The sequence below is a fragment of the Actinomadura rubrisoli genome (assembly GCF_004349215.1).
In the GTDB taxonomy this organism is placed as follows: domain Bacteria; phylum Actinomycetota; class Actinomycetes; order Streptosporangiales; family Streptosporangiaceae; genus Spirillospora; species Spirillospora rubrisoli.
The window spans coordinates 16195-37962 of sequence record NZ_SMKU01000050.1 but is presented as its reverse complement, the minus strand read 5'-3'; the positions used below and the strand labels follow the sequence as shown (position 1 = coordinate 37962).

The following is a 21768-nucleotide window of genomic DNA, read 5'->3' as shown; positions in this document are numbered from 1 at the left end:
CCCGGCCGGGGCGGCGCGGCCCGTCCAGTCAAGACGGCTCGGCTCAGTCGGCCGGCCTGATGCGCAGTTCCGCGTACGCCGGGACCAGGACGCGGCGGGCGGCGCGGCGGGAGACGACGCGGTACGGGCGGCCGGTGTGCAGGAGCGTCTGGAGCATCCGGGTGACCTGGGTGCGGGCGACGGCCGCGCCCAGGCACAGATGGCGGCCCCCGCCGAACCACAGCTGGCGGGTCTCGGGCACGTAGGCACGGCGGACGTCGAACGGGCCGGCGCCGTTGGTGGCGAGGTAGGTCAGCAGGAGGACCCGGTCGCCGGTGCGGAGCGTCCGGCCGCCGACCGTCGCGTCGCGGGCGACGTGGCGGCCGATCACGGCGGCGGGGGTGGCGACGCGGAGGCCCTCGCGGACGGCGTTGTCCATCAGCGCGGGATCGGCGAGCAGCGCCCGCTGCTGCCCGGTGTCGTGCAGCAGCGCGGCGGTGCGGACGGTGCCGGAGGCGCCGGTCTCGGTCCCGGCGATCACCAGCAGGGTCGCCAGGCCGCGGGCGAGGGGCAGCCCGAGGCCCATCTCCCGGCAGCGGCCGAGGAGGGTGTCCGTCCCGGCGTCCCGGTAGCCGCGGGGGACCCCGGCGGTGATCTCGTCGACGATCGTGCGGGCCTCGGCGACGGTCGCCGGGTCCAGGGCGGTGGACGCGGTCGTGCCCATCGCCAGTCCGGCCAGCCGCTCCCCGGCGGCGAAGACCTGGCGGTAGGCGTCGTCCGGACGGTCCGCGGGGAGGCCGAGCAGGTCGGCGACCATCCGGCCCGCCAGGACCCGGGCGGCGTCGGCGACGTCCACGGTCCCGCCGGACGCGAGCCGCTTCGCGAGCTTCGCGTGATGGGCTCCCTGTGACCGTTCCACCAGGATGCGGGCGGCGTCCTCGGTGAACAGGTCGCGGGCCCGGGTGCGGATTTCGGCGTGCCGGGCGCCGCCGAAGAACCGCCCCATCTCGTCCCCGAAGAGCTGGGTCCACAGGTGGCCGACGCCGCCCTCGCCGTTCATGCCGAAGCCGTCGTGGTCGTTCAGGACGCGGCGGGCGAGGACCGGATCCGTCACGATCCAGCCGAGCCGGGGCACGCGCGCGATCGGGCCCATGTGCCGGGCGGCCTGGAGGAGGGCGAAGAGGCCGGGGTTGCCCGCCCACAGCAGCCGCGCCTCGTGCCGGGCGGCATTCTTGATCCCCGTGGTTTTGATCCCCGTGGTTTTGATCTCTGTGCTGGTCACCCGGCGATTGTGCCGGGCGGCGGCGCCGCCCGGGGAGGGCAGAGCCACCGAACCGGATGAGTGGTAGTACTCACGGCGAATTGGGTTACAACGCCCAGCGGAAGTTCCGTAGGGTCTCCCTGTCCGGGAGCCGCGGGACCGGCGAGCCTGGGTCCGTCGTCCACGGAGCACGAGGAACCGGGGGATCCAGCCCATGAGAGCCCGCATCACGGCCGTCGCGGCGCACCTGCCCGAGCGCACGGTCACCAGCGCCGAGGTCGAGGCCCGCGTCGCCGCCGGGGGCGGCGGCTACCGGCCGCCCCCGACGATCGTCGAGCGGATGACCGGCATCCGCGCCCGGCACGTCATGGGCGCCGGCGAGCAGGCGTCCGACCTGGCCGTCGCCGCCGCCCGCCGCGTCCTGGCCGAGCGGGGGCTCGGGCCGGACCGGCTCGACCTGCTGATCTTCGGGTCGGCGTCGCAGGACCTCGTCGAGCCCGCCACCGCGCACATCGTCGCGGCCAAGCTCGGCGCGGGCTGCCCGGTCTTCGACGTCAAGAACGCCTGCAACAGCTTCCTCAACGGCCTCCAGATGGCGGACGCGCTGATCCGCACCGGGCAGTACGAGCGGGTCCTGGTGTGCACGGGCGAGAGCCCGTCCCGCGCGGTCCGCTGGAAGGTGCGCGACCGGGCGCAGTTCGCGGACGCGTTCGCCGGCTACACGCTGTCGGACGGCGGCGCCGCGATGATGGTGGAGGCCGCACCGGACGGCGGGATCTTCTACCGGGACTTCGCCGCCGTCTCCAGCGCCTGGCGGGTCGGGACGCTGCCGGGCGGCGGGTCGATGCACCCCCGCGACCCCGAGTACGGCTACTTCAGCGGGGACGGGCGGCGTCTCAAGGACGTGTTCGTCGCAAGCGGCCCCGAACTCTTCGACACCGCGCTGCAGAAGACGGGTCTGATCTGGGACGACTTCGCGATCGTCGCCGTCCACCAGGTCACCGTCCGCTACCTGGAGACGCTGCGGGGGACGCTCGGGATCCCGGCCGACCGGCTCGTCGTCACGCTGCCCGAGCACGGCAACGTGGCCTCGGCGAGCCTGCCGCTTCAGCTCGCCACCGCGCTCGCCGAGGGACGGTGCGGGCCGGGCGACCGGGTCGCGCTGGTCGGGCTCGCGGGCGGGATCAGCCTCGGCGTCGTCTTCGCGGAGCTGTGACCATGCGCCTGTGGGTCGTCATCCCCGCCTACGACGAGGAGCGGTCGATCGGCGCGACGCTGCGGCGCCTCGCCGAGCAGACCGACACCGGGTTCGCGCTCGTGGTGGTGGACAACGCGAGCACCGACGCGACGGCCGAGGTCGTCCGGGAGTTCGCCGAGGGCCACCCGGCGCTGGACGTGCGGATCGTCCACGAGCCCGAGAAGGGGACGGGCGCCGCCGCCGACACCGGCATCCGGCACGCCATCCGCGCAGGGGCCACGCACATCGCCCGCACCGACGCCGACTGCCTGCCGCACCGGGGCTGGATCGCGGCGGTGAAGCGGGCGTTCGGCGACGGGCTGGAGATGGTCAGCGGGCCGCTGCGCCCGCGCACCGACGAGTTCGCGCTGAGATTCTGGGAGCGGCGGCTGCTGCCCGCCGTCGTGGAGGCCGCCGCGCTGTTCGGACGGTTCCGGCCCGGCAACCGCGACCCGCTCTACCTCGGCCCCTACGTGATGATGCCCGGCTGCAACGTGGCCATCACCGCCGGGCTGTACGAGCGGGCGGGCGGCTTCCCGCGCACCCGCATCGAGGATGTCCACGAGGACCGCGCACTGGTCAACCGCGTCCGCCGCCTGACCGCCGCCTACGGGCTGCGGGCGGACGTGGTGGTGTACGGGTCGGTGCGGCGCCTGCGCGCGTTCGGCCTGGTCAGGACGCTCGGCTGGTACGCCGACCACCGGTACAGGCCCGCGGTGGTGGACATCCGATGAACTGGGAACGCCGCCTCTACCTGACCGCGCACCCGCTGGCGTACCCGCTGCTGCGCGGCGTCGCCCGCCGCGGCCCCGCCGTGCGCGTGCCCGGCGTCGGCGTCGTCGTCAACGACGCGTCCCTGGCCCGCGAGGTGCTCATGGACGGCGAGAGGTTCCGCAAGGACGGGCCGGGCTCGCCCGGGGAGCTGTGGACGCCGGTCCTCGGCCCTTCCGTCCTGCTCAACATGGAGGGGGACGCGCATCGGGCCCTCCGCCGCCGCCTCGCCGACCTGTTCACGCCGTCCTATGCCGGGGAGCTGTGCGCCCGCGTGCTGGCGGAGCCGCTGGAGCGGCTCTCCGGCCGGCTCGCGAGCGGGGCGTCCGTCGATCTGGTGGACGCCTCCCGGGTGCTGGCGGGCGCGGTGATCGGCGAGGTCATCGGCCTGGAGACGCGGTCGGAGGCCGCCTTCCGCGACCTGTTCGCGCAGGGCGAGCGGATCGTGTCGATGATCTCGCTGCGGACGCGGCGGCTCTCCCCGGCGCAGGTGGGGCGGGCCCGCGCGGTGCTGGACCCGCTCGGCGACATCGCCGCGAAGGCGTACGCGGCCGGGGACGAATCCACGGTGATGGGGCGGATGCGGGCCCTCGGGCTCTCGGCGGACGAGGCCAGGGGCGCCGCCGGGGCGTTCTTCCTCACCGGCACCGAGACGGTCGCCACGCTGCTGCCCCGCCTGATCGCCCTGCTCGCCGACTCGGGACGGCTCGACGACGTCGCCGCCGACCCCGGCGGGCTCCTCGGCCGGGCCGTGGACGAGGCGATGCGCGCGACGACCCCGACACCGGTGATGCTGCGCAGCGTGGCCCGTCCCGCGACGGTCGGCGGGATCGCGGTCCGGCCCGGGGACCGGGTGCTGATCGCCACCCACAACTGCTGCCGCGCGTACGGGCCGTTCGACCTGGACCGGCCGCACCCGCCCGAGCTGCGGCGGCTGTGGTTCGGCGCGGGCCCGCACTTCTGCATCGGGTACCCGCTGGCGATGGCGGAGATCCGGCTCGTCGCCCGGACGCTGCTCGCCGCCGCGCCGCTGGAGATCACCGGGCGGTCGGCGGCCCGCCGCGTCCTGATCCCGACCTACCGGACGCTCACGGTCCGCTCGACGCGGGAGCCGGCGCCCGGCCCGGCGCGGGGCTCGACGAACGGGGAGGTGGCGGCGTGACGCTCGTCAGGCAGCTGCTCGACCAGGCCGCCCGCACGCCCGGCGGGGTCGCGCTGGTCTCGGGCGACGGCGCCGAGTTGACGTACGGGGAGCTGCGGCGGCAGGTCCTCGCGGTCCGGCACGGCCTGCTCGGCGCGGGCCTGGCGGCGGGCGACGGCGTGCTGTTCTCCGTCAGACCCTCGCCGGAGTCGCTCGTCCTGGCCCTGGGGGTCGTGGCGGCCGGGGGCGTCGTGGTGTTCGCCGACCCCGGCGCCGGGCCCGCGATGTTCACCGCCCGCCTGCGGCTGGCCCGCCCGCGCTGGTCGGCGGCCGAGTCGGTCCTGTACGCGGGCAGTCGCCTGCGGCCCGTCCGGGCGTACGCGCGGCGGCGCGGGCTGCTCCTGCCCGACCTGGCCGGCCTCCGGATCCCCGGCGAGGGCCCGATGCGGCACATCCACGTCGGGCGGCGGCTGCCCGGCGTCCCGCGCGGCGCCCTGCCGTTCGCGCGGCTGGCGGCGGGCGAGGCGCCCGAGCCGGACGAGGCGGGCGATCCGGACGCCCCCGCCGCGGTGATCTTCACCTCGGGGACGACGGACGACCCGCGCGCGGTCGTCCACACGCAGGCGTCCCTCGCGGCGGCCCTCGGCCTGTTCCGCGGCCGGATGCCCCTCGGCCCCGGCGACGTCGTCCACACCGACCAGCTCATGCTGGGCCTGCCGACGCTGATCTCGGGGGCCCGCTGGTCGATGCCGCCGCTGTCCTGCCCCCCGGCGGACTTCGCGCGGCTGATGCGCGAGCGCGGCGCCACCCACACGTTCTGCGTGCCCGTCCACCTCGCCGAGATCCTGGACGCGGTGCCGGAGCTGCCGTCCACGCTGCGGCACGTGCTGCTGGGCGCGGCCCCGGCGCCGGCCGCGATCCTGCGCCGCGCGGTCGCGGCGGCGCCGTCCGCCGAGGTCCTGTCGGTGTACGCGATGACGGAGATCCTCCCGGTCGCCATCGCGTCGGCGGACGAGAAGCTCGCCCACACCGCGTCCGGCGCCGCCGGGGACCTCCTCGGCACGCCCCTGCCGGGCGTCGGCGCCCGCCTGGCCGGGGACGGCGAGCTGCTGCTGTCCGGCCCGAACCTGTGCCGCGGCCACCTCGGCGCCGAACCCCTCGCCGAGCTGCCCACCGGCGACCTCGCCCGGCTGGACGCGGGCCGCCTCGTCCTCGTGGGCCGCAAGAAGGACATGCTGATCCGCGGCAAGTTCAACCTCTACCCGGGCCTGTACGAGCCGTCGATCGCCGCGCTCCCCGGCGTGGCCGACGCCGCGATCGTCGGCGTCCCGGACCCGCTGACCGGGGACGAGGAGGTCGTCCTCGCCGTCGTGGGACCGGCCGACCTCCCCGCCCGGCTCCGCCGCACCCTCCCGGACGTCATCGACCACGACGCCCTCCCGGACCGCGTCGTCGTCCTGGACGAGCTGCCCCGCTCGGGACGGACCCGCAAGCTGGACCGCCCGCGCCTCCGCGAAATGGTGGCGCCGTGAGGATCGCCGTGACGGGCGCCTCCGGGTTCGTCGGCGGGGCGGTGTGCCGCGCGCTCACCGGGCAGGGCGTCACGACCTTCGCGTTCGGGCGCCGCCCGGCCGTCGGCCCGGGGCATCTGGGCGGGGCGGCGTACCGGTCCTGGGACCTCACCGCCGGCCCGATCCCGGACGCGCCGGACGTCGACGCCGTCGTCCACTGCGCGGGCAGCGTCACCGACTGGGGGCCCGCCGCCGCACTGTTCGCCGCCAACCTCACCGGCACTTGCAACGCCCTGGCCGCGTTCCCCGGCGCCCGGTTCGTGCACGTCAGCACCGCCAGCGTGTACGACCCGTTCCGTCCGAGCGTCATGGTCACCGAGGACGAGGCGCCGGTCGGCCGCTACCTCAACGCCTACGGGGCCTCCAAGGCCGCCGCCGAGCGCGCGGTCCTCGCGCGCCGCTCGGCGATCGTGCTCCGGCCGCACGCCGTCTACGGTCCCGGCGACACCACGCTGCTGCCGCGCGTCCTGTCCGCGGTACGCGGCCCGCTCCTGCCCGCGGTCGGGACGGGCCGCCAGCGGATCAGCCTCACCTCGATCGCCAACCTCGTCCGGGCCTGCGTGCTCGCCGCCACCGGGCCGGTCGGGTCGGGCGTGTTCAACGTCGCGGACGTGTTCCCGGTGACCGTCGACGAGGCGTTCCGCGCGATCCTGCACGAGCGCGGCGTCCGGGCCCGGCCCGTCTACGCCCCGGCGGGGCTCGCCCGGCCGCTCGCCGCGGCCGTCGAGGGCGCGTTCCTGCTGGCCCGCCGCCCGGAGCCGCCGCGCGTCACCCGCTACGCGATCAGCCATCTGGCGGTCGAGCGCACCCTGGACCTCACCGCCGCGCGCGCCGTCCTGGGCTACCGGCCGCACCCGACGGCGTTCACCGGCGCCGCCGCCTGGTGAGCCCTGCCCGAAAGCGCCCCGCGATGATTTCCGGGTTCGGCGGGAGTCCACCCTGGCATGGAGACGTTCATCAAGGCCAACGGTGTGGAGCTGTGCGTCCAGACGTTCGGGGTCGCCGGTGACACGCCGGTCCTGCTGGTCGGCAACTCGATGCTCACCTGGCGCGACGAGTTCTGCGAGCGGCTGGCCGTCCTGCGGCGGTTCGTCGTCCGCTACGACCTGCGCGACACCGGACGATCCACGACCGCCGACCCGGACGCCCCCGCCTACACCCTGCGCGACCTCGTCGCGGACGCCGCCGGGCTGCTCGGCGCCCTCGGGCTGCCCCGCGCGCACGTCGTCGGCATGGGCCCCGGCGGCTGGATCGCCCAGCTCCTCGCCCTCGACCACCCCGGCCTCGTCGCCGGCCTCACCCTGATCGGCACCCGCCCGACCGCGCCGGGCCCGAGCGACGGCGACCTCCCCGAGCACGCGCCCGAGGTGATGGCCCACATCATGAACCCGCCCGCCGTCGACTGGAACGACCGCGCGTCCGTCGTCGCGTTCATGGTCGAGAAGGCGCGGGTCCTCGGGGGCGCGGAGTTCGATGAGGCGGAGGCGCGCGACAACGCCGAGCGGATCCACGACCGCACCGTCGCCGCCGCGCCGCCGTCCCTGGACCGGGGCACGGCGCACCGCGCCAACCAGATGGCGACGGTGTTCGCCGCGCTGGACGGCGGCGACCGCTGGCGGGAGCGGCTCGGCGGCATCACCGCGCCGACCCTCGTGATCCACGGCGAGGACGACCCGTTCTTCCCCCTCGGGAACGGCCGCGCGCTCGCCGCCGAGATCCCCGGCGCGGAGCTGATCGTCCTGCCGGGGACGGGCAACGAGCTGCCCCGCCGCACCTGGGACACGGTCGTCCCCGCCCTGCTCCGCCACACGTCAGGCCCCTGACGGCCGTCACGCCGTCCGGCGGCGGCCGGTAAATCACTCGCCAGGCCCGCGCCGCTCTGGTGGGGTGGCCGCGTGGACGATCGACCGTGCGGGGCCGAGCTGGCCGGGGCGTTCCACTCCGACCTCGTCCGGCCGCTGCTGGCCCGCGCCATGCCGCGGCTCCGGTACGCGGCGGCGCGGCTCGGCTCGGGGTCGGACGTCCTCGGGCTGGACGACGCGATGAGCCGCGACCACGACTGGGGCTGCCGCCTGACCCTGCTGGTGGACGACGCGCGTTCGACACCCACAACGTGGAGGTCGCGACCGTCGCCGGGTTCGCGCGCAGCCGCCTCGGCGTGGACCCGACCGGCGGCCTCTCCGTCCTGGACTGGCTGTGCCTGACCGGCCAGAGCGTCCTGGAGGTGACGGCGGGGCCGGTGTTCGAGGACCGGACCCGGGCGCTGGGGCCCGTCCGCGCGGCGCTGCGCCGGTACCCGCCGGACGTCGAGCGGTACGTCCTCGCGGCCTGGTGGCGGCGGATCGCCGAGTGGATGCCGATCATGGGACGGGCCGCGCTGCGCGGCGACGGGACCGGGGCGCGGATCCTCAGCGCCCGCATCGCCGAGGACCTGTGCCGCCTGGGCTTCACGTTGTCGCGGACCTGGGCGCCCTACGGCAAGTGGCGCGGCACCGCGTTCCGGCGCCTCGCCATCGGCGCCGTGCTGGACGGCCCGCTCGCGGCGGCCGTCTCGGCACCGGACTGGCGGGAGCGCGAGAACGCGGTGGCGGAGGCCGCCGAGACGCTCCTCGCGCTCCAGCGGGAGCGGGGGCTGCCCGCGCCCGCGTCCGCCGTGGTCCCGTTCTGGGACCGGCCGTACCGCACCGTCGACGACGCGGTCCCGGCTGGCCTCCTCGCCGGGATCACCGACCCGGACGTCGCCGCGCTGCCCCCGGACGTCGGGTCCGTGGAGCAATGGGCCGACAGCGGGGGCGTCCTGGTCGACCCGGGCCGGCGGGCGGGGCTCCAGGCCGCCTACCGGGCCTGGATCGCCCGAGAAGAAGGGATCACCCGAGGCGGAGGGCCAGGAAGAAGTCGACCCGGTCCTCCAGGCGCGACAGGTCCCGGCCGGTGAGGTCCTCGATGCGCTGGATCCGGTAGCGGACCGAGTTCACGTGCAGGTGCAGCTGCTCGGCGCAGCGCGTCCACGACCCGGAGTTCTGGAGGAACGTCTCCAGCGTGCGGATCAGGTCGGCCCGGTGGACCTCGTCGTAGGTGCGCAGCGGGTCCAGGAGCCGCACTTTGAACATGTGCCGCACGTCGTCGGGGACGCTGGCCAGCAGCAGGACGTGGGTGGCCAGCTCGTCGTGCCGGACGACGCAGACCGGGCCGTCGTGTTTCGCGCCCGACGGGCCCCCCGCGTCGGGCTGGGAGAGGCGGCCGTCGGCCAGCCGCCGCGCGTAGCGGGCCTCCTCCACGGCGCCGCGCAGCTCCCCGGCCGCGACGACGTCGCTGACGCCGACGGCGAGGCCGCTTCCCGCGAGCCCCGGCGCGAGGGCCGTCAGCGCCCGCTGGATCTCGTCGGCGACGTCCTGCCCGGCGTCGCGCTCGACCGGGACGAGCGCGATGGCCTCGTCCTCCAGCAGGCCCACGGCCGGGCGGGGGACGGGCATGACCTCGCCGAGGACGGTCCGCAGCTCGCCCGGCCGCAGCGTGCCGCGCCCGGTGCCGGGACTGGACGCGGCGACCGCGATGTACGCGGCGCCCGGGTCCAGCCCGGTCAGCTCCAGCCGCGGGACGATCTCCTCCGCCGCCGCGGCGGAGACGACGAGCCGCACCAGTTCCTGCGCGAGGCGGCCTTCCACGCTCAGGCGGCCGTCCAGCCTGGCCCGCTCCAGCGCGACGATCGCGGCCAGCTCGGTGGTGAGGGCGCGCCGCTCGGCGGGCCAGTCCTTGGCGTCGCCCTCGCAGGCCAGGAACCAGTCGGCGACGCGGGACGTGGTGTCCTCGGCGACCGGGAAGAGCGACACGCCCGCCGCCGGAAGATGGTGCGGCAGGCGCGGCGCGGTCAGGAAGGCGCGGGCCAGCCGGGCCCCGGCGGGCGGCGGCTGCGGGCCCGCGACGACCCGTCCGGTGGGCGTCAGCACCCAGCAGCGCATGCCGAGGTCGCGGCCGACCAGGTCGAGCACCGCGCCGAGGCCGGCGCCCTCGCCCGTCCCCGCGACGAGCCGGCGGTGCCGGTCCAGCACGGCGGTCAGGTCGGCGGCGCGGGCCCCCGACAGGTGCCGGACGACCTGCTCGGTGATCGTCGCGAACGCCACGTCCTCGGACGCCTTGAACAGCGGGACCCGGTGCCGCGCGCACGCCTCGACGAGATCGCCGGGGATCGCGCCGCGCGCGAGGTCCCAGGCGGCGAGGCCCGACACGCCCGCCTTGGCCAGCGCGCCGACGAAGGTCTCGGAGTCGGCGGGCGCGGACCACCACACCAGCCCGGTCAGCACCAGCTCCCGGCCCCGCAGGTAGCGGCCGGGCTCCAGCAGGTCGGTCGTGACGACCCACCTGATCGTCCGGTCCAGCTCCTCCTCGCCGGTGACGAGCTCAAGGCGCAGCTCGGGCATGGCGAGCAGGGAACGCAGCTTCATCTTCCCAGTAAACCGCCACCCGCCGGATGGTGGCGCGCGGGCTTGGAGCAACGCACGAAATCCCGCCGGTGCAGGGCGTCACAATTCGGACGTCCTGTGCCTCGACCCCGCCGCGGGTACCTGTGTCTACTGCATGCAGACGAGGAGACAGGGAGGCGCGGGTGACGGTGGAACGGCTGAACGCCCTGTCCGGGGAGCGGGCGCGGGACGAGCTGCTCACGTGCTGCGCGTCCCGCCGCTGGGCGGACGCGGTCGCGGCCGGACGGCCCTACGCCGGCCTCGAAGCCCTGCGGTCGGCGTCGGCGGCGGCGCTGGCCGATCTCGACTGGGGCGAGGTCGAGAAGGCGCTCGCCGCGCATCCCCGGATCGGGGACCGGGTGCGGGGAGGCGACCGCGAGGCCGCCTGGTCGCGGGGCGAGCAGTCCGGCGTGGACGGCGCGGCGGCGGAGCTGCGTAAGGCCCTGGTGGAGGGGAACCGGGCCTACGAGGAGCGCTTCGGCCACGTGTTCCTGATCTGCGCCACGGGGCTGAGCGCCGCGGAGATGCTCGCCGCCCTGCGGGCGCGGCTGGCCAACGATCCCGGCACCGAGCGGGAGGTCGTCCGGGACGAGCTGGCCAAGATCGTCGACCTGCGGCTGGCCAAGCTCCTCAACGGGCTGGGCGAGACGGGGGAACGCGCATGAGCCTTTCGACGCACGTGCTGGACGCGGCGCGGGGACTGCCCGCGGCGGGCATGACCGTCCGGCTGGACCGGCGGGACCCCGGCGGCGGCTGGACGGCGCTCGCCGAGGCCCGCACCGACGCCGACGGCCGGATCAGCGACTGGGGCGTCGCGCCCGGCGCCGGGGTGCACCGGCTCATCTTCGACACCGCCGGGCTGTCGGACTTCTACCCCGAGGTCGCGGTGGCCTTCACGGTCACCGACCCGGAGCGGCACCTGCACGTGCCGCTGCTGCTGAGCCCGTTCGCCTACTCCACCTACCGAGGGAGCTAGCCCGCATGGCCATCGTGCTCGGCCCCAACCGCTACGGGAAGGCGGAGACCCGCGTCGTCCGCGTCACCAGGGACGGCGGCGTCCACCGGATCAAGGACCTGAACGTGAGCGTCGCCCTGTCCGGCGACATGGACGAGGTCCATCTGACGGGCGACAACGCCGCGGTCCTGCCGACCGACTCGCAGAAGAACACGGTCTTCGCCTTCGCCCGCAAGTACGGGATCGGGGAGATCGAGGAGTTCGGGCTGCTGCTCGCCCGCCACTTCGTCGACTCCCAGCCGACGATCGCCCACGCCCGGGTCGAGATCCACGAATACGGATGGGACCGCCTGGCCGGGCCGCACTCGTTCGTCCGCGACGGCGGCGAGGTCCGGACGGCGCTGGTCCACAGCGACGGCTCGGACGGCCCCGAGTCGGTCGTATCGGGCCTGACCGACCTGGTCGTCCTCAACGCGACCGGCAGCGAGTTCCACGGCTTCATCCAGGACGAGTACACGACGCTCGCCCCGACCGACGACCGGATCCTCGCGACCGCCGTGACCGCGCAGTGGCGGCACCGCGGCACCGGCTCGTCCTGGGGCCCCTCCTACGCGGCGGTCCGCTCGTGCCTGCTCGACGCGTTCGCCGGGACGCACAGCCTGTCGCTCCAGCAGACGCTGTTCCAGATGGGCCGCCGGGTGCTGGACGAGCGTCCCGAGACCTGCGAGGTGCGGATGTCGATGCCGAACAAGCATCACTTCCTGGTCGACCTGGAGCCGTTCGGCATGGACAACGACAACGAGGTCTACTTCGCGGCGGACCGCCCGTACGGGCTCATCGAGGGCACCGTGCTCACCGACGACGCCCCGCCCGCCCCGGCGGCCTGGAACTGATCGAGGGGGACACCGAGACATGGACTTCCTGCGACCGGCGACCTGGGACGACGCGCTCGCCGCCAAGGCGGAGCGGCCGGGCGCGCTGCCCCTGCAGGGCGGCACCGACGTCATGGTCGAGATCAACTTCGACGTCCACCGGCCGGAGGCGCTGCTGGACCTGAACCGGGTCCGCGAGCTGGCCGGGTGGGACGCGGTGGACGGCAGGCTGCGCGTCGGCGCGGGCGTCCCCTACGTCCGGCTGATCGGGGAGCTGGGGGACCGGCTGCCCGGCCTCGCCCAGGCGTCCCGGACGGTCGGCTCCCCGCAGATCCGCAACCGGGGCACGGTCGGCGGCAACCTCGGCGCCGCGTCGCCCGCCGGGGACGGCCACCCGCCGCTGCTGGCCGGGGACGCCGTGATCGAGGTCGAGTCGGCCGCGCGCGGCGTCCGGATGATCCCGGCGGCCGAGTTCTTCGTCGGCGTCAAGCGCAACGCCCTGGAGCCGGACGAGTTGATCCGCGCGTTCTGGACCGCGCCCGCGTCCGGCCCCCAGTACTTCTCCAAGATCGGCACCCGGAACGCGATGGTGATCGCGGTCTGCTCGTTCGCCATCGCCCTGCACCCCGAGCGGCGCCGCGCCCTGACCGGCGTCGGCTCGGCTGCCCCGACGCCGCGCCGCGCGAGCGCCGCCGAAGACTTCATCTCCGCCGAGCTGGACTGGGAGGGCCGCGGCCCCCTGCCGGTCTCGGCCGCGCAGCGCTTCGCCGAGCTGGTCCGGGAGGCGGCCTCGCCGATCGACGACGTGCGCGGGACGGCCGATTACCGCGTGCACGCCCTGTCGGTGATGGCGCGCCGCACGCTGACCTGGGCCTGGAACGACTACCGGACGGAAGGCTCCGCCAGGGGCCCCGCGGGGAAGGAGGCCGGCTGATGCGCGTGAACCTCACCGTGAACGGCTCCAAGGAGGCCGTGGACGATGTGTGGGAGGGCGAGAGCCTGCTCTACATGCTGCGGGAGCGGATGGGCCTGCCCGGCTCCAAGAACGCCTGCGAGCAGGGCGAATGCGGCTCGTGCACGGTCTACCTGGACGGCGTTCCGGCCTGCGCGTGCCTGGTCGCCGCCGGGCAGGCCGAGGGGCGCGAGGTCCGCACCGTGGAGGGCCTCGCCGAGGGGCCGCCCGGCGACGAGCGGCTCGATCCAGTCCAGGAGGCGTTCGTGGAGGCGGGCGCCGTCCAGTGCGGGTTCTGCACGCCGGGGCTGATCGTCCAGTCGCACGACCTGATCGAGCGCAACCCCGCGCCGACCGACGCCGAGATCCGCGAGGCGCTCGCCGGCAACCTGTGCCGCTGCACCGGCTACGAGAAGATCATGGACGCGGTGCGGCTGGCCGCCCGGCGGAACGCCGACCGGAAGGCGGCCCGCCCATGACCGTGCGGATCATCGAGAACGCCCACGTCGCCACCGTCTCCGGGGACGAGTATCCCGGCGGCCACATCGTGGTCGACGGCGACCGCATCACGGCGGTCGGCGCGGGCCCCGCCCCGGCCGCCGCAAGCGCCGGGGACGCCGGGGACGTCGAGCGGATCGACGGCACCGGCTGCCTCGCCACACCGGGTCTCGTCAACTCCCATCACCACCTGTACCAGTGGGCGAGCCAGGGCCTGGCCACCGGCAGCACGCTGTTCGAGTGGCTGACCGCGCTCTACAAGCCCTGGTCGAAGATGGACGCGGAGGTCGTCGCGGGCGCGGCGACCGCCGGGCTCGGCTGGCTGGCCAAGTCGGGCTGCACCACCTCGACCGACCACCACTACCTCTTCCCCAAGGGCCGGGGCGACCTGTTCGCGGCGGAGATCGAGGCGGCCGCCGAGCTGGGCCTGCGCTTCCACCCCTGCCGCGGCTCGATGGACCGCGGGCGGTCGAAGGGCGGGCTGCCGCCGGACGAGGCCGTCGAGGACCTCGACACGATCCTCGCCGAGACCGCGGCCGCCATCGACCGCTACCACGACCCCTCGCCCGGCTCCATGCTGCGCGTCGCCGTCGCGCCCTGCTCGCCGTTCTCCGTCACCCGGGACCTGCTCGTCACCTCGGCGGAGCTGGCGCGCGACAAGGGCGTCCGGCTGCACACCCACCTCGCCGAGACGCTGGACGAGGAGGAGCACACCAGGCGGCAGTTCGGCATGACCCCGGCCGAGTACATGGACTCGATCGGCTGGCTCGGCCCCGACGTGTGGCTCGCGCACTGCGTCCACCTGCACGACACCGACGTCAAGCGGCTCGCCGAGACCCGGACGGGCACCGCGCACTGCCCGAGCTCCAACGCCCGGCTCGGCTCCGGGATCGCCCGCGTCTCCCACCTGCTGGAGGCGGGCGCGGCGGTCGGGATGGGCGTGGACGGGCCGGCGTCCGCCGAGCTGGTCCCGCTCGCGGGCGAGATCCGGCAGGCGATCTACATGCAGCGCGCCCGCTACGGGCCCGGGGCGCTGACCGCGCGGCAGGCCCTGGAGATCGCGACGCTGGGCGGCGCCCGCTGCCTCGGCCGGGAGGACGAGATCGGCTCCCTGGAGCCCGGCAAGCTCGCCGACATCGCGCTGTGGCGGGTGGACGGCTTCCACGCGGCGGTCGACGACCCCGTGGTCGCGTTCGCGTTCGGGCAGACCCCGCCGCTGCGCCGGCTCCTGGTCGGCGGGCGCACGGTCGTCCAGGACGACACGCTCGTCACCGTCCCGCAGGACGAGGCCGGACGGCGCGGCGCCGCCGCCCACCGCCGCCTCATGAAGCTCGCGGAGGAGGTCCTCTGATGACGTCCCCGGTCAAGACGCCCGGCCATGTCGCGGCCCCTGGACGGGGCGGGATCGGCGAGAGCCCGCTGCGCCCGGACGGCACGCTGAAGGTCACCGGCGAGTTCGCGTACGCGTCCGACCTGTGGATCGACGGGATGCTGTGGGGGGCCACCCTGCGCAGCCCGCACCCCCGGGCGCGGATCCTGTCGGTGGACGTCGGGCCCGCGCTCGCCATGCCCGGCGTCCGGGCCGTCCTCACCCACGAGGACGTGCCGGGACGCAAGATGTTCGGCATCGACCGCACCGAGGACCAGCCCGTCCTCGCCATCGGCCAGGTCCGCCACCAGGGCGAGCCGGTCGCGCTCGTCGCCGCCGACCACCCCGAGACCGCCCGGCGCGCGCTGGAGCGGATCGCGGTCGCCTACGAGGTGCTGGAGCCGATCACCGACCCGCGCGCCGTGATCGCCGACCCGGAGGGCCTGAAGGTCCAGGACCGCGGCGGCATCACCCGCCACCAGCCCGTCCGCGTCGGCGACGTGGACGCCGCGCGGGCCGCCGCCGAGGTCGTCGTGGCGTCGGAGTACGAGGTCGGCATCCAGGACCAGGCGTTCCTCGGGCCCGAGTCCGGCCTGGCGATCCCGTCCGAGGACGGCGGCGTCGACCTGTACGTGTCGACCCAGTGGATCCACAACGACCTCAGGCAGATCGCGCCCTGCCTCGGCCTCTCCGAGGACCAGGTCCACATGACCCTCGCCGGGGTCGGCGGCGCGTTCGGCGGCCGCGAGGACCTGTCGATGCAGATCCACGCGGGCATGCTGGCGCTGCGCACCGGACGCCCCGTGAAGATGTCCTACAACCGGTACGAGTCGTTCTTCGGGCACGTCCACCGGCACCCGGCGCTGATGCGGTACGAGTACGGCGCCGCGGCGGACGGGCGGCTCCTCTACGCCGACGTGGAGATCGTCCTGGACGGCGGCGCGTACACCTCGTCCACGCTCAACGTCACCGGCAACGCCGCCTCGCTCGGCGTCGGCCCCTACGAGATCCCCAACATCAGGATCGACGCGTACGGCGTCTACACCAACAACCCGCCGTGCGGCGCGATGCGCGGCTTCGGCGCGGTGCAGGCGTGCTTCGCCTACGAGTCGATGATGGACAAGCTCGCCGCCGCCTGCGGCCTCAGCCCGGTCGAGGTGCGGCGCCGCAACGCCGTGTCGCAGGGGTCGCGGCTCGCGACGGGCCAGGTGATCGAGTCCCCGGCGCCGCTCGCCGAGATGCTGACGCGGCTGGAGGCCGTCCCGATGCCGCCGCCGCTCGACCCGTCCGACCTGCGGAGCCTGCCGGGCGGGGTGTCGCAGACCACGCACGGCGAGGGCGTCGTGCGGGGCGTCGGCTACGGCGTCGGCCTCAAGAACATCTGCTTCTCGGAGGGCTTCGACGACCTGTCCACGGCCCGCGTCCGGCTGGAGGTCATCGGCGGGGAGCCGACCGCGCTCGTCCACACGGCGGCCGCCGAGGTCGGGCAGGGCCTGGTGACGGTCCAGGCGCAGATCGCCCGGACCGAGCTGGGCGTCCAGCGGGTCACCATCGCCCCGGCCGACGATCAGGTCGGCGACGCGGGCTCGTCCAGCGCGTCCCGCCAGTCGTACATGTCGGGCGGCGCGGTCAAGCGGGCGTGCGAGGCGGTCCGGGACGGGCTGCTCGCCCTCGCCGCACGGCGGCTGGGCCGGCCCGCCGGCGACCTGGGCGTGGCCGGCGGGAAGATCGTCTCGCGGGCGGGCGGGGTGCTGTCCTCCATCGAGGACGTCCTCGGCGACGAGGTCATCGAGGAGACGCGCGAGTTCCACCACCGCCCCACCGTCCCGATGGACCCGGTCACCGGCCAGGGCGACAGCCACACCCAGCTCGCGCTGTGCGTCCACCGCGCCGTCGTGGACGTCGACGTGGACCTGGGGCTGGTCAAGGTCGTCGAGATGGCCGCCGTGCAGGACGTCGGCCGGATCCTCAACCGGCTGTCGCTGGAGGGCCAGATCCACGGCGGCTCCGCGCAGGGCCTCGGCCTCGCCGTGATGGAGGAGATCGTCGTGTCCGGCGGGCTCGTCCGGAACCCGTCGTTCACCGACTACCTCATCCCGACCATCCTCGACATGCCGCCGATGCGGCTCGACATCCTGGAGAACCCCGACCCCGACGCCCCCTACGGGCTGCGGGGCGCCGGGGAGCCGCCCACGCTCTCCTCCACGCCCGCGATCGTCGCCGCGATCCGCGACGCCACGGGCCGGGCGCTCACCCGCGTGCCGGTCCGGCCCGAGCACGTGTCCCTGCCGTCCCCCGCGGCCCGGTGATCGAACCGGACATGGCCCATGACCTGGTGATCAGATCCCTGCGCGCCGTCCTGCCGGACGGCGAGCGCCCCGCCGCCGTCGCCGTCCGGGACGGGCGGATCGCCGCGATCGAGGCCCACGACGCCGTCCTGCCCGCGGCGTCCGAGGTCGACCTCGGCGGCACGGCCCTGCTGCCCGGCCTGGTCGACACCCACGTCCACATCAACGAGCCGGGCCGTACCGAATGGGAGGGCTTCGCCACCGCGACCCGCGCCGCCGCGTCCGGCGGTGTCACCACCCTCGTCGACATGCCGCTCAACTCGCTGCCGCCCACCGTCACGCCCGCCGCGCTGGCGGCCAAGCGCGCGGCGGCCGAGGGCGCCTGCCACGTCGACGTCGGCTTCTGGGGCGGCGCGGTCCCCGGCAACGTCGCCGAACTGCGCGCCCTCCACGAGCAGGGCGTGTTCGGCTTCAAGTGCTTCACCTCCGACTCCGGCGTCCCCGAGTTCCCGCCGCTCTCGCCGCCCGAGATGGAGGCGGCGTTCCGCGAGATCGCCTCGTTCGGCGGGCTGGTCATCGTGCACGCCGAGGACCCGGCGTCCCTCACCGTCCCGACCGACGGCGGCTACCCGGCGTTCCTGGCGTCCCGTCCGCCGTCCAGCGAACGGCGCGCCGTGCAGAGCGTCATCCACCTGGTCGAGGAGACCGGCGTCCGCGCCCACATCCTGCACCTGTCCAGCGCGGACTGCGTCGTGCCCCTCGCCGAGGCGCAGGCCGCCGGGCTGCCGGTGACCGCCGAGACCTGCCCCCACTACCTGACGCTGTCCGCCGAGGACGTCCCCGGGCCCGGCGGCACGTCCTTCAAATGCTGCCCGCCCATCCGCGACGCCGCCAACCGGGAGCAGCTGTGGCGCGGCCTGGCCGCCGGCGTGATCGGCTGCGTCGTCACCGACCACTCGCCGTGCACGCCCGAGCTGAAGCGCGGCGACTTCGCCACCGCCTGGGGCGGCGTCTCCTCCCTCCAGCTCGGCCTGCCCGCCGTCTGGACGGCCGCCCGCGCCCGCGGCCACGACCTGCGGGCCGTCGCCCACTGGATGGCCGAGGCGCCCGCCGCCCTCGCCGCCGTCCCGCGCAAGGGCCGCATCGCCGTCGGCGCCGACGCCGACCTCGTCGCCTTCGCCGCGGACGACGCCTTCACCGTCGACCCCGCCGCGCTCCGGCACCGCCACCCCGTCACCCCCTACGCGGGCCGCACCCTGACGGGCGTCGTCCAGGCCACCTGGCTGCGCGGCACGCCCACCGGGGACATGCCCGCCGGGGACGCGCCCGCCGGGGGCATGCCCGCCGGACGCCTGCTCAGCCCCCGATCGGAGACGTCATGACCGGCTTCACCGCCCTCCCGGACCTCGCCGTCCGCACCCTGGGCGGCTCCGTCGTCGCCGCGAGCGACGAGTCCTTCGCGGTGAAGGAGAACCTGCTCAACCCGTGGCCCCCGGCGTTCAGCCCCGCGACGTTCGGTCCCAAGGGCCAGGAGTACGACGGCTGGGAGACCGCCCGCCGCCGCCCCGGCGCGGACGGGGATCTGGGGCACGACTGGGCCCTGATCCGCCTCGGCCTCCCCGGCGTGGTCCGCGGCGTCGTCATCGACACCGCCTGGTTCACCGGCAACTTCCCGCCGTACGCCGCCGTGGAGGCGTGCGCGGTCGCCGGTCATCCCTCCCCGGCCGACCTCGCGGGCGCCGACTGGACGGAGATCGTCCCGAGGAGCCCCCTCAAGGGCGACACCGCCCACGCCTTCCCGGTCGACGCCGGCCGCCGCTTCACCCACGTCCGGCTCTCGATGTTCCCCGATGGCGGGATCGCCCGGCTCCGTGTCCACGGCACGGTCGTCCCCGACCCCGCCTTCCTGACCGGCCTCACCGTCGACCTCGCCGCGCTGGAGAACGGCGCCCGCGTCGTCGAGTGCTCCGACATGTTCTACTCCTCGCCCGACAACATGCTGTTCCCGGGTCTGGCCCGCAACCAGGCGGAGGGCTGGGAGACCGCCCGCCGCCGCGACGACGGCAACGACTGGGCCCTTATCGCCCTCGCCGCCCCCGGCGTCGTCCGGCTCGCCGAGATCGACACCACCCACCTGAAGTTCAACGCCCCCGCCGAGTGCGCCCTCACCGGCATCGACCGGCACGGCGCCGCCTCCCCGCTGCTGCCCCGCACCCGCCTCCAGCCCGACACCCGGCACCGCTTCCGCCTGACGTCGCCCGAGGTCGCCTCCGTCCGCGTCGACATCTACCCCGACGGCGGCCTGTCCCGGCTGCGCCTCCTGGGCACCCTCACCCCCGAAGCCGAGCGGTCCCTGACCACCCGCTGGCACCGCCTCGCGGGCGGGGCCGGATAGCCGGCGCCGACGAAGCCGGGCGCGCGGACGTTGAAAGCCCCGTGGGCCCCGGTTGCCGGGACCCACGGGGCGGGGGGCGCGGTCTCAGGCGCCCTCGACGGGCTCCTCCAGGAGGTCGTCGAACTCGCCGTCCTTGACGCCCGCGATGAAGGCGTCCCACTCGGCCTCGGTGAAGTAGAGGATGGGCCCCTCCGGGTTCTTGGCGTCGCGCATCACGACGGCCCTCTCACCGAAGTCCTTGTGCTGGACGGGCACGTCCTTGCCATCGACGAACTCGATGATGACCCCGTCGCTGAGGATCGGTTCCTGCTCGGTCACTGGCGCACCTTCTTCGTCCCGGCTCTGGTCGGCACCCAGAGTAGTGGGGAGGCGGGGCGCGCCACAGGAAAAGGCATCCCCGGCCGTCCAGTGTGGGGAGGGACGGCCGGGGACGTTCGGTGGGACCGGTCAGGGCTTGCTGAAGCCCAGGGTGTAGTCACCGGATCCGTCGTAGGAGTGCACGCGGTACCGGTAGGTGCCGGCCGCGCCGTTGTAGCTGATCTTCTCGTCGGGGTCGGGGCTGGTGGAGCTGGCCACGTTGGTCCAGGTGCTCCCGTTCAGCTTCTGCAGGTAGAGGTCGAAGTCGACGCCGTCGGGGCCGTCGAGGCAGGCGGTGTGCGCGCCGGACGCGGTGGTGGTGTAGTTGCCGTTCGGCTGGTACGCCTCGGAGCCGGAGGTCAGGGACCCGGCGGCCTTGGTCTGGTAGCCGTCGCACGCCTCGCCCGGGTCGGGGCCGCCGCCCTCGGTGATGAGCTGCCTCGGGGCGATGAGCCGCAGGACCTCGTCGACGGGCTGGAAGTAGGTCTGGTCGTCGGAGCCCTGGCCGTTCTTGCAGGTACCCGAGGTGCCGGAGGTGATGCCCTGCGCCTGCCCGCCGGTCTGGGTGATGAGCGCGCCGCCGGAGTCGCCGGGGTCGGCGCAGATGTTGGCGCGGATCAGCCCGGTGACCGTGCCCTCCGCGTACCGGACGGTGGCGTTGCGCTGCTGGATCGGGCCGCACCAGATCTGGGTGTTGGTGGTGCCACCCGAACGGCAGGCAGTGGTGCCGACGGCCGCGTCGGTCGCGCCGCGCACGGTCTCGTACGAGCCGTTCCACTTGGTGACCTTGGGCGTGGGTGTCCACTGGTCGTTGGTGTCGACCCACGCGTAGTCGTCGCCGGGGAACGAGGAGCCGCCGAACGAGCCCTGCGCGACCTGGTTGGAGCCCTTGGTCTGCTCGCCCTTCTTGCCGCAGTGCCCGGCGGTGATGAACCCGTTGGTCACGGAGAACGCGACGGAGCAGCCGTACTGCGTCGTCCAGTAGCGCTCGCCGCCGACGATGTCGTGGACCAGGCGCGGCTTCTCCGCCGACTTGACGATCTTCACGGCGGCGGCGTCCACGCCGCTCGCCGCCACGAACCGCTTGGCGGCGGCCGTGTCGGAGGCGTTGACGACCACCGTGTTGCTGTCGGTGTCGACATACCACGAGGTCACCGACTTGGCGGCCGACCGGCTGTGCCGGTTCAGCCCGGCCTGGACCGCGTCGAGGGTGCGCTCGGCGTACTTCACGATCTTCGGTTCCGCGCCGGCGGCCCGGATCGTCTTGGCGGTGGAGGCGTCGGTGGTCGCGACGACGATCTGCTTGCCGCCCTTCACCCAGGCGCCGCCGAACTTCGCGCCGAGGGAGAGGCGCAGGCGCTTCTGGACGCGCGCGGCCTGGTCGCCGTCCGGCGCCGGGGCGGCGGGAGCGGCCTGCGGACGGTGGGCGGGGGTGGCGGCACCGGCGGATTGCACGGGTGCGGCCAGCGCGAGGACCAGGCCGGTCCCCGCGGTGATGCCTAGAAGGAGGTGTCTGCGGGCCATGTCACTCTCCATTGAGTGGCCGGGGTGGGGGAGAGAAGGGGCAACCCTGCCGGGACTGTACGGCCGCCGTGGAAACGCGACAATCGATCGCTCCAAAGTGGTTTTTCACACTTGATTCCGTCTCGGTCGAACGGCCGC

At 75.0% G+C, this 21768-nt stretch carries 21 protein-coding genes; 17 read left to right on the top strand and 4 right to left on the bottom strand.

Features of this window, described 5'->3' with window-relative positions; translation table 11 throughout:
• Positions 1-43: 43 nt before the first annotated feature.
• Entirely contained in the window at positions 44-1261 is a 1218-nt protein-coding gene (locus E1298_RS13030) for a cytochrome P450 (protein ID WP_243725552.1), read from the bottom strand.
• A gap of 193 nt (positions 1262-1454) precedes the next feature.
• On the opposite strand from E1298_RS13030, the gene E1298_RS13025 reads away from it, so the two are divergent.
• The 8 genes from E1298_RS13025 to E1298_RS12995 all read left to right on the top strand — a co-directional run bounded on the left by E1298_RS13025 (position 1455) and on the right by E1298_RS12995 (position 8895).
• Positions 1455-2456: a 3-oxoacyl-ACP synthase III family protein gene (locus tag E1298_RS13025; protein WP_131892759.1), complete on the top strand. Its 1002-nt coding sequence runs from the start codon at positions 1455-1457 to the stop codon at positions 2454-2456.
• A gap of 2 nt (positions 2457-2458) precedes the next feature.
• Positions 2459-3211: a glycosyltransferase family 2 protein gene (locus E1298_RS13020; protein ID WP_131892769.1), complete on the top strand. Its 753-nt coding sequence runs from the start codon at positions 2459-2461 to the stop codon at positions 3209-3211.
• Positions 3208-4410 carry a cytochrome P450 gene (locus E1298_RS13015; RefSeq protein ID WP_131892757.1) on the top strand — a complete coding sequence of 401 codons (1203 nt, stop codon included), beginning with the start codon at positions 3208-3210 and terminating at the stop codon, positions 4408-4410. Before E1298_RS13020 ends, E1298_RS13015 begins: the two co-directional genes overlap by 4 nt.
• Positions 4407-5921 carry a class I adenylate-forming enzyme family protein gene (locus E1298_RS13010; protein ID WP_131892755.1) on the top strand — a complete coding sequence of 505 codons (1515 nt, stop codon included), beginning with the start codon at positions 4407-4409 and terminating at the stop codon, positions 5919-5921. Before E1298_RS13015 ends, E1298_RS13010 begins: the two co-directional genes overlap by 4 nt.
• Complete coding sequence (locus E1298_RS13005; RefSeq protein WP_131892753.1) at positions 5918-6847, top strand: NAD-dependent epimerase/dehydratase family protein; 930 nt, start codon at positions 5918-5920, stop codon at positions 6845-6847. Before E1298_RS13010 ends, E1298_RS13005 begins: the two co-directional genes overlap by 4 nt.
• A 57-nt stretch (positions 6848-6904) precedes the next feature.
• On the top strand, positions 6905-7783 hold the full coding sequence (locus E1298_RS13000; protein ID WP_131892751.1) for an alpha/beta fold hydrolase: 879 nt from the start codon (positions 6905-6907) through the stop codon (positions 7781-7783).
• Positions 7784-7855: 72 nt separating this feature from the next.
• Positions 7856-8164 carry a hypothetical protein gene (locus tag E1298_RS49465; RefSeq protein WP_207944593.1) on the top strand — a complete coding sequence of 103 codons (309 nt, stop codon included), beginning with the start codon at positions 7856-7858 and terminating at the stop codon, positions 8162-8164.
• On the top strand, positions 8074-8895 hold the full coding sequence (locus E1298_RS12995) for a DUF4037 domain-containing protein (protein ID WP_207944592.1): 822 nt from the start codon (positions 8074-8076) through the stop codon (positions 8893-8895). Before E1298_RS49465 ends, E1298_RS12995 begins: the two co-directional genes overlap by 91 nt.
• Here E1298_RS12995 and E1298_RS12990 read toward each other — a convergent pair.
• On the bottom strand, positions 8828-10402 hold the full coding sequence (locus E1298_RS12990) for a PucR family transcriptional regulator (RefSeq protein WP_131892750.1): 1575 nt from the start codon (positions 10400-10402) through the stop codon (positions 8828-8830). The two genes, E1298_RS12995 and E1298_RS12990, sit on opposite strands and share 68 nt — an antisense overlap.
• Before the next feature lie 161 nt (positions 10403-10563).
• Between E1298_RS12990 and uraD the strand changes: the two genes are divergently transcribed.
• The 9 genes from uraD to alc are packed head-to-tail and all read left to right on the top strand — an operon-like array spanning position 10564 to position 19749.
• Positions 10564-11085, top strand: coding sequence for a 2-oxo-4-hydroxy-4-carboxy-5-ureidoimidazoline decarboxylase (gene uraD, locus E1298_RS12985; RefSeq protein WP_243725551.1), 522 nt, complete (start codon positions 10564-10566; stop codon positions 11083-11085).
• On the top strand, positions 11082-11396 hold the full coding sequence (gene uraH, locus E1298_RS12980; protein WP_131892746.1) for a hydroxyisourate hydrolase: 315 nt from the start codon (positions 11082-11084) through the stop codon (positions 11394-11396). The genes uraD and uraH overlap by 4 nt, the downstream gene beginning before the upstream one ends.
• Before the next feature lie 5 nt (positions 11397-11401).
• A complete protein-coding gene (pucL, locus tag E1298_RS12975) occupies positions 11402-12268 on the top strand; it encodes a factor-independent urate hydroxylase (RefSeq protein ID WP_131892744.1) in 867 nt (288 codons plus the stop codon).
• Between the two features lie 19 nt (positions 12269-12287).
• A complete protein-coding gene (locus E1298_RS12970) occupies positions 12288-13181 on the top strand; it encodes an FAD binding domain-containing protein (protein ID WP_131892742.1) in 894 nt (297 codons plus the stop codon).
• Positions 13181-13678 (top strand): (2Fe-2S)-binding protein, encoded by a 498-nt coding sequence (locus E1298_RS12965; protein WP_131892740.1) that lies wholly within the window; start codon positions 13181-13183, stop codon positions 13676-13678. The genes E1298_RS12970 and E1298_RS12965 overlap by 1 nt, the downstream gene beginning before the upstream one ends.
• Positions 13675-15048, top strand: coding sequence for an 8-oxoguanine deaminase (locus tag E1298_RS12960; RefSeq protein ID WP_207944591.1), 1374 nt, complete (start codon positions 13675-13677; stop codon positions 15046-15048). The genes E1298_RS12965 and E1298_RS12960 overlap by 4 nt, the downstream gene beginning before the upstream one ends.
• Entirely contained in the window at positions 15048-17375 is a 2328-nt protein-coding gene (pucD, locus tag E1298_RS12955; protein WP_207944590.1) for a xanthine dehydrogenase subunit D, read from the top strand. Before E1298_RS12960 ends, pucD begins: the two co-directional genes overlap by 1 nt.
• A gap of 11 nt (positions 17376-17386) precedes the next feature.
• A complete protein-coding gene (gene allB, locus E1298_RS12950) occupies positions 17387-18736 on the top strand; it encodes an allantoinase AllB (RefSeq protein ID WP_131892738.1) in 1350 nt (449 codons plus the stop codon).
• Complete coding sequence (gene alc, locus E1298_RS12945) at positions 18733-19749, top strand: allantoicase (protein ID WP_131892736.1); 1017 nt, start codon at positions 18733-18735, stop codon at positions 19747-19749. Before allB ends, alc begins: the two co-directional genes overlap by 4 nt.
• An 84-nt stretch (positions 19750-19833) precedes the next feature.
• Here alc and E1298_RS49460 read toward each other — a convergent pair whose 3' ends face one another.
• Together E1298_RS49460 and E1298_RS12935 are read right to left on the bottom strand one after the other, a co-directional pair.
• Positions 19834-20067: a DUF397 domain-containing protein gene (locus tag E1298_RS49460; RefSeq protein ID WP_207944589.1), complete on the bottom strand. Its 234-nt coding sequence runs from the start codon at positions 20065-20067 to the stop codon at positions 19834-19836.
• A 129-nt stretch (positions 20068-20196) separates the two neighbouring features.
• Positions 20197-21630 (bottom strand): S1 family peptidase, encoded by a 1434-nt coding sequence (locus tag E1298_RS12935; protein WP_131892734.1) that lies wholly within the window; start codon positions 21628-21630, stop codon positions 20197-20199.
• Between the last annotated feature and the right edge of the window lie 138 nt (positions 21631-21768).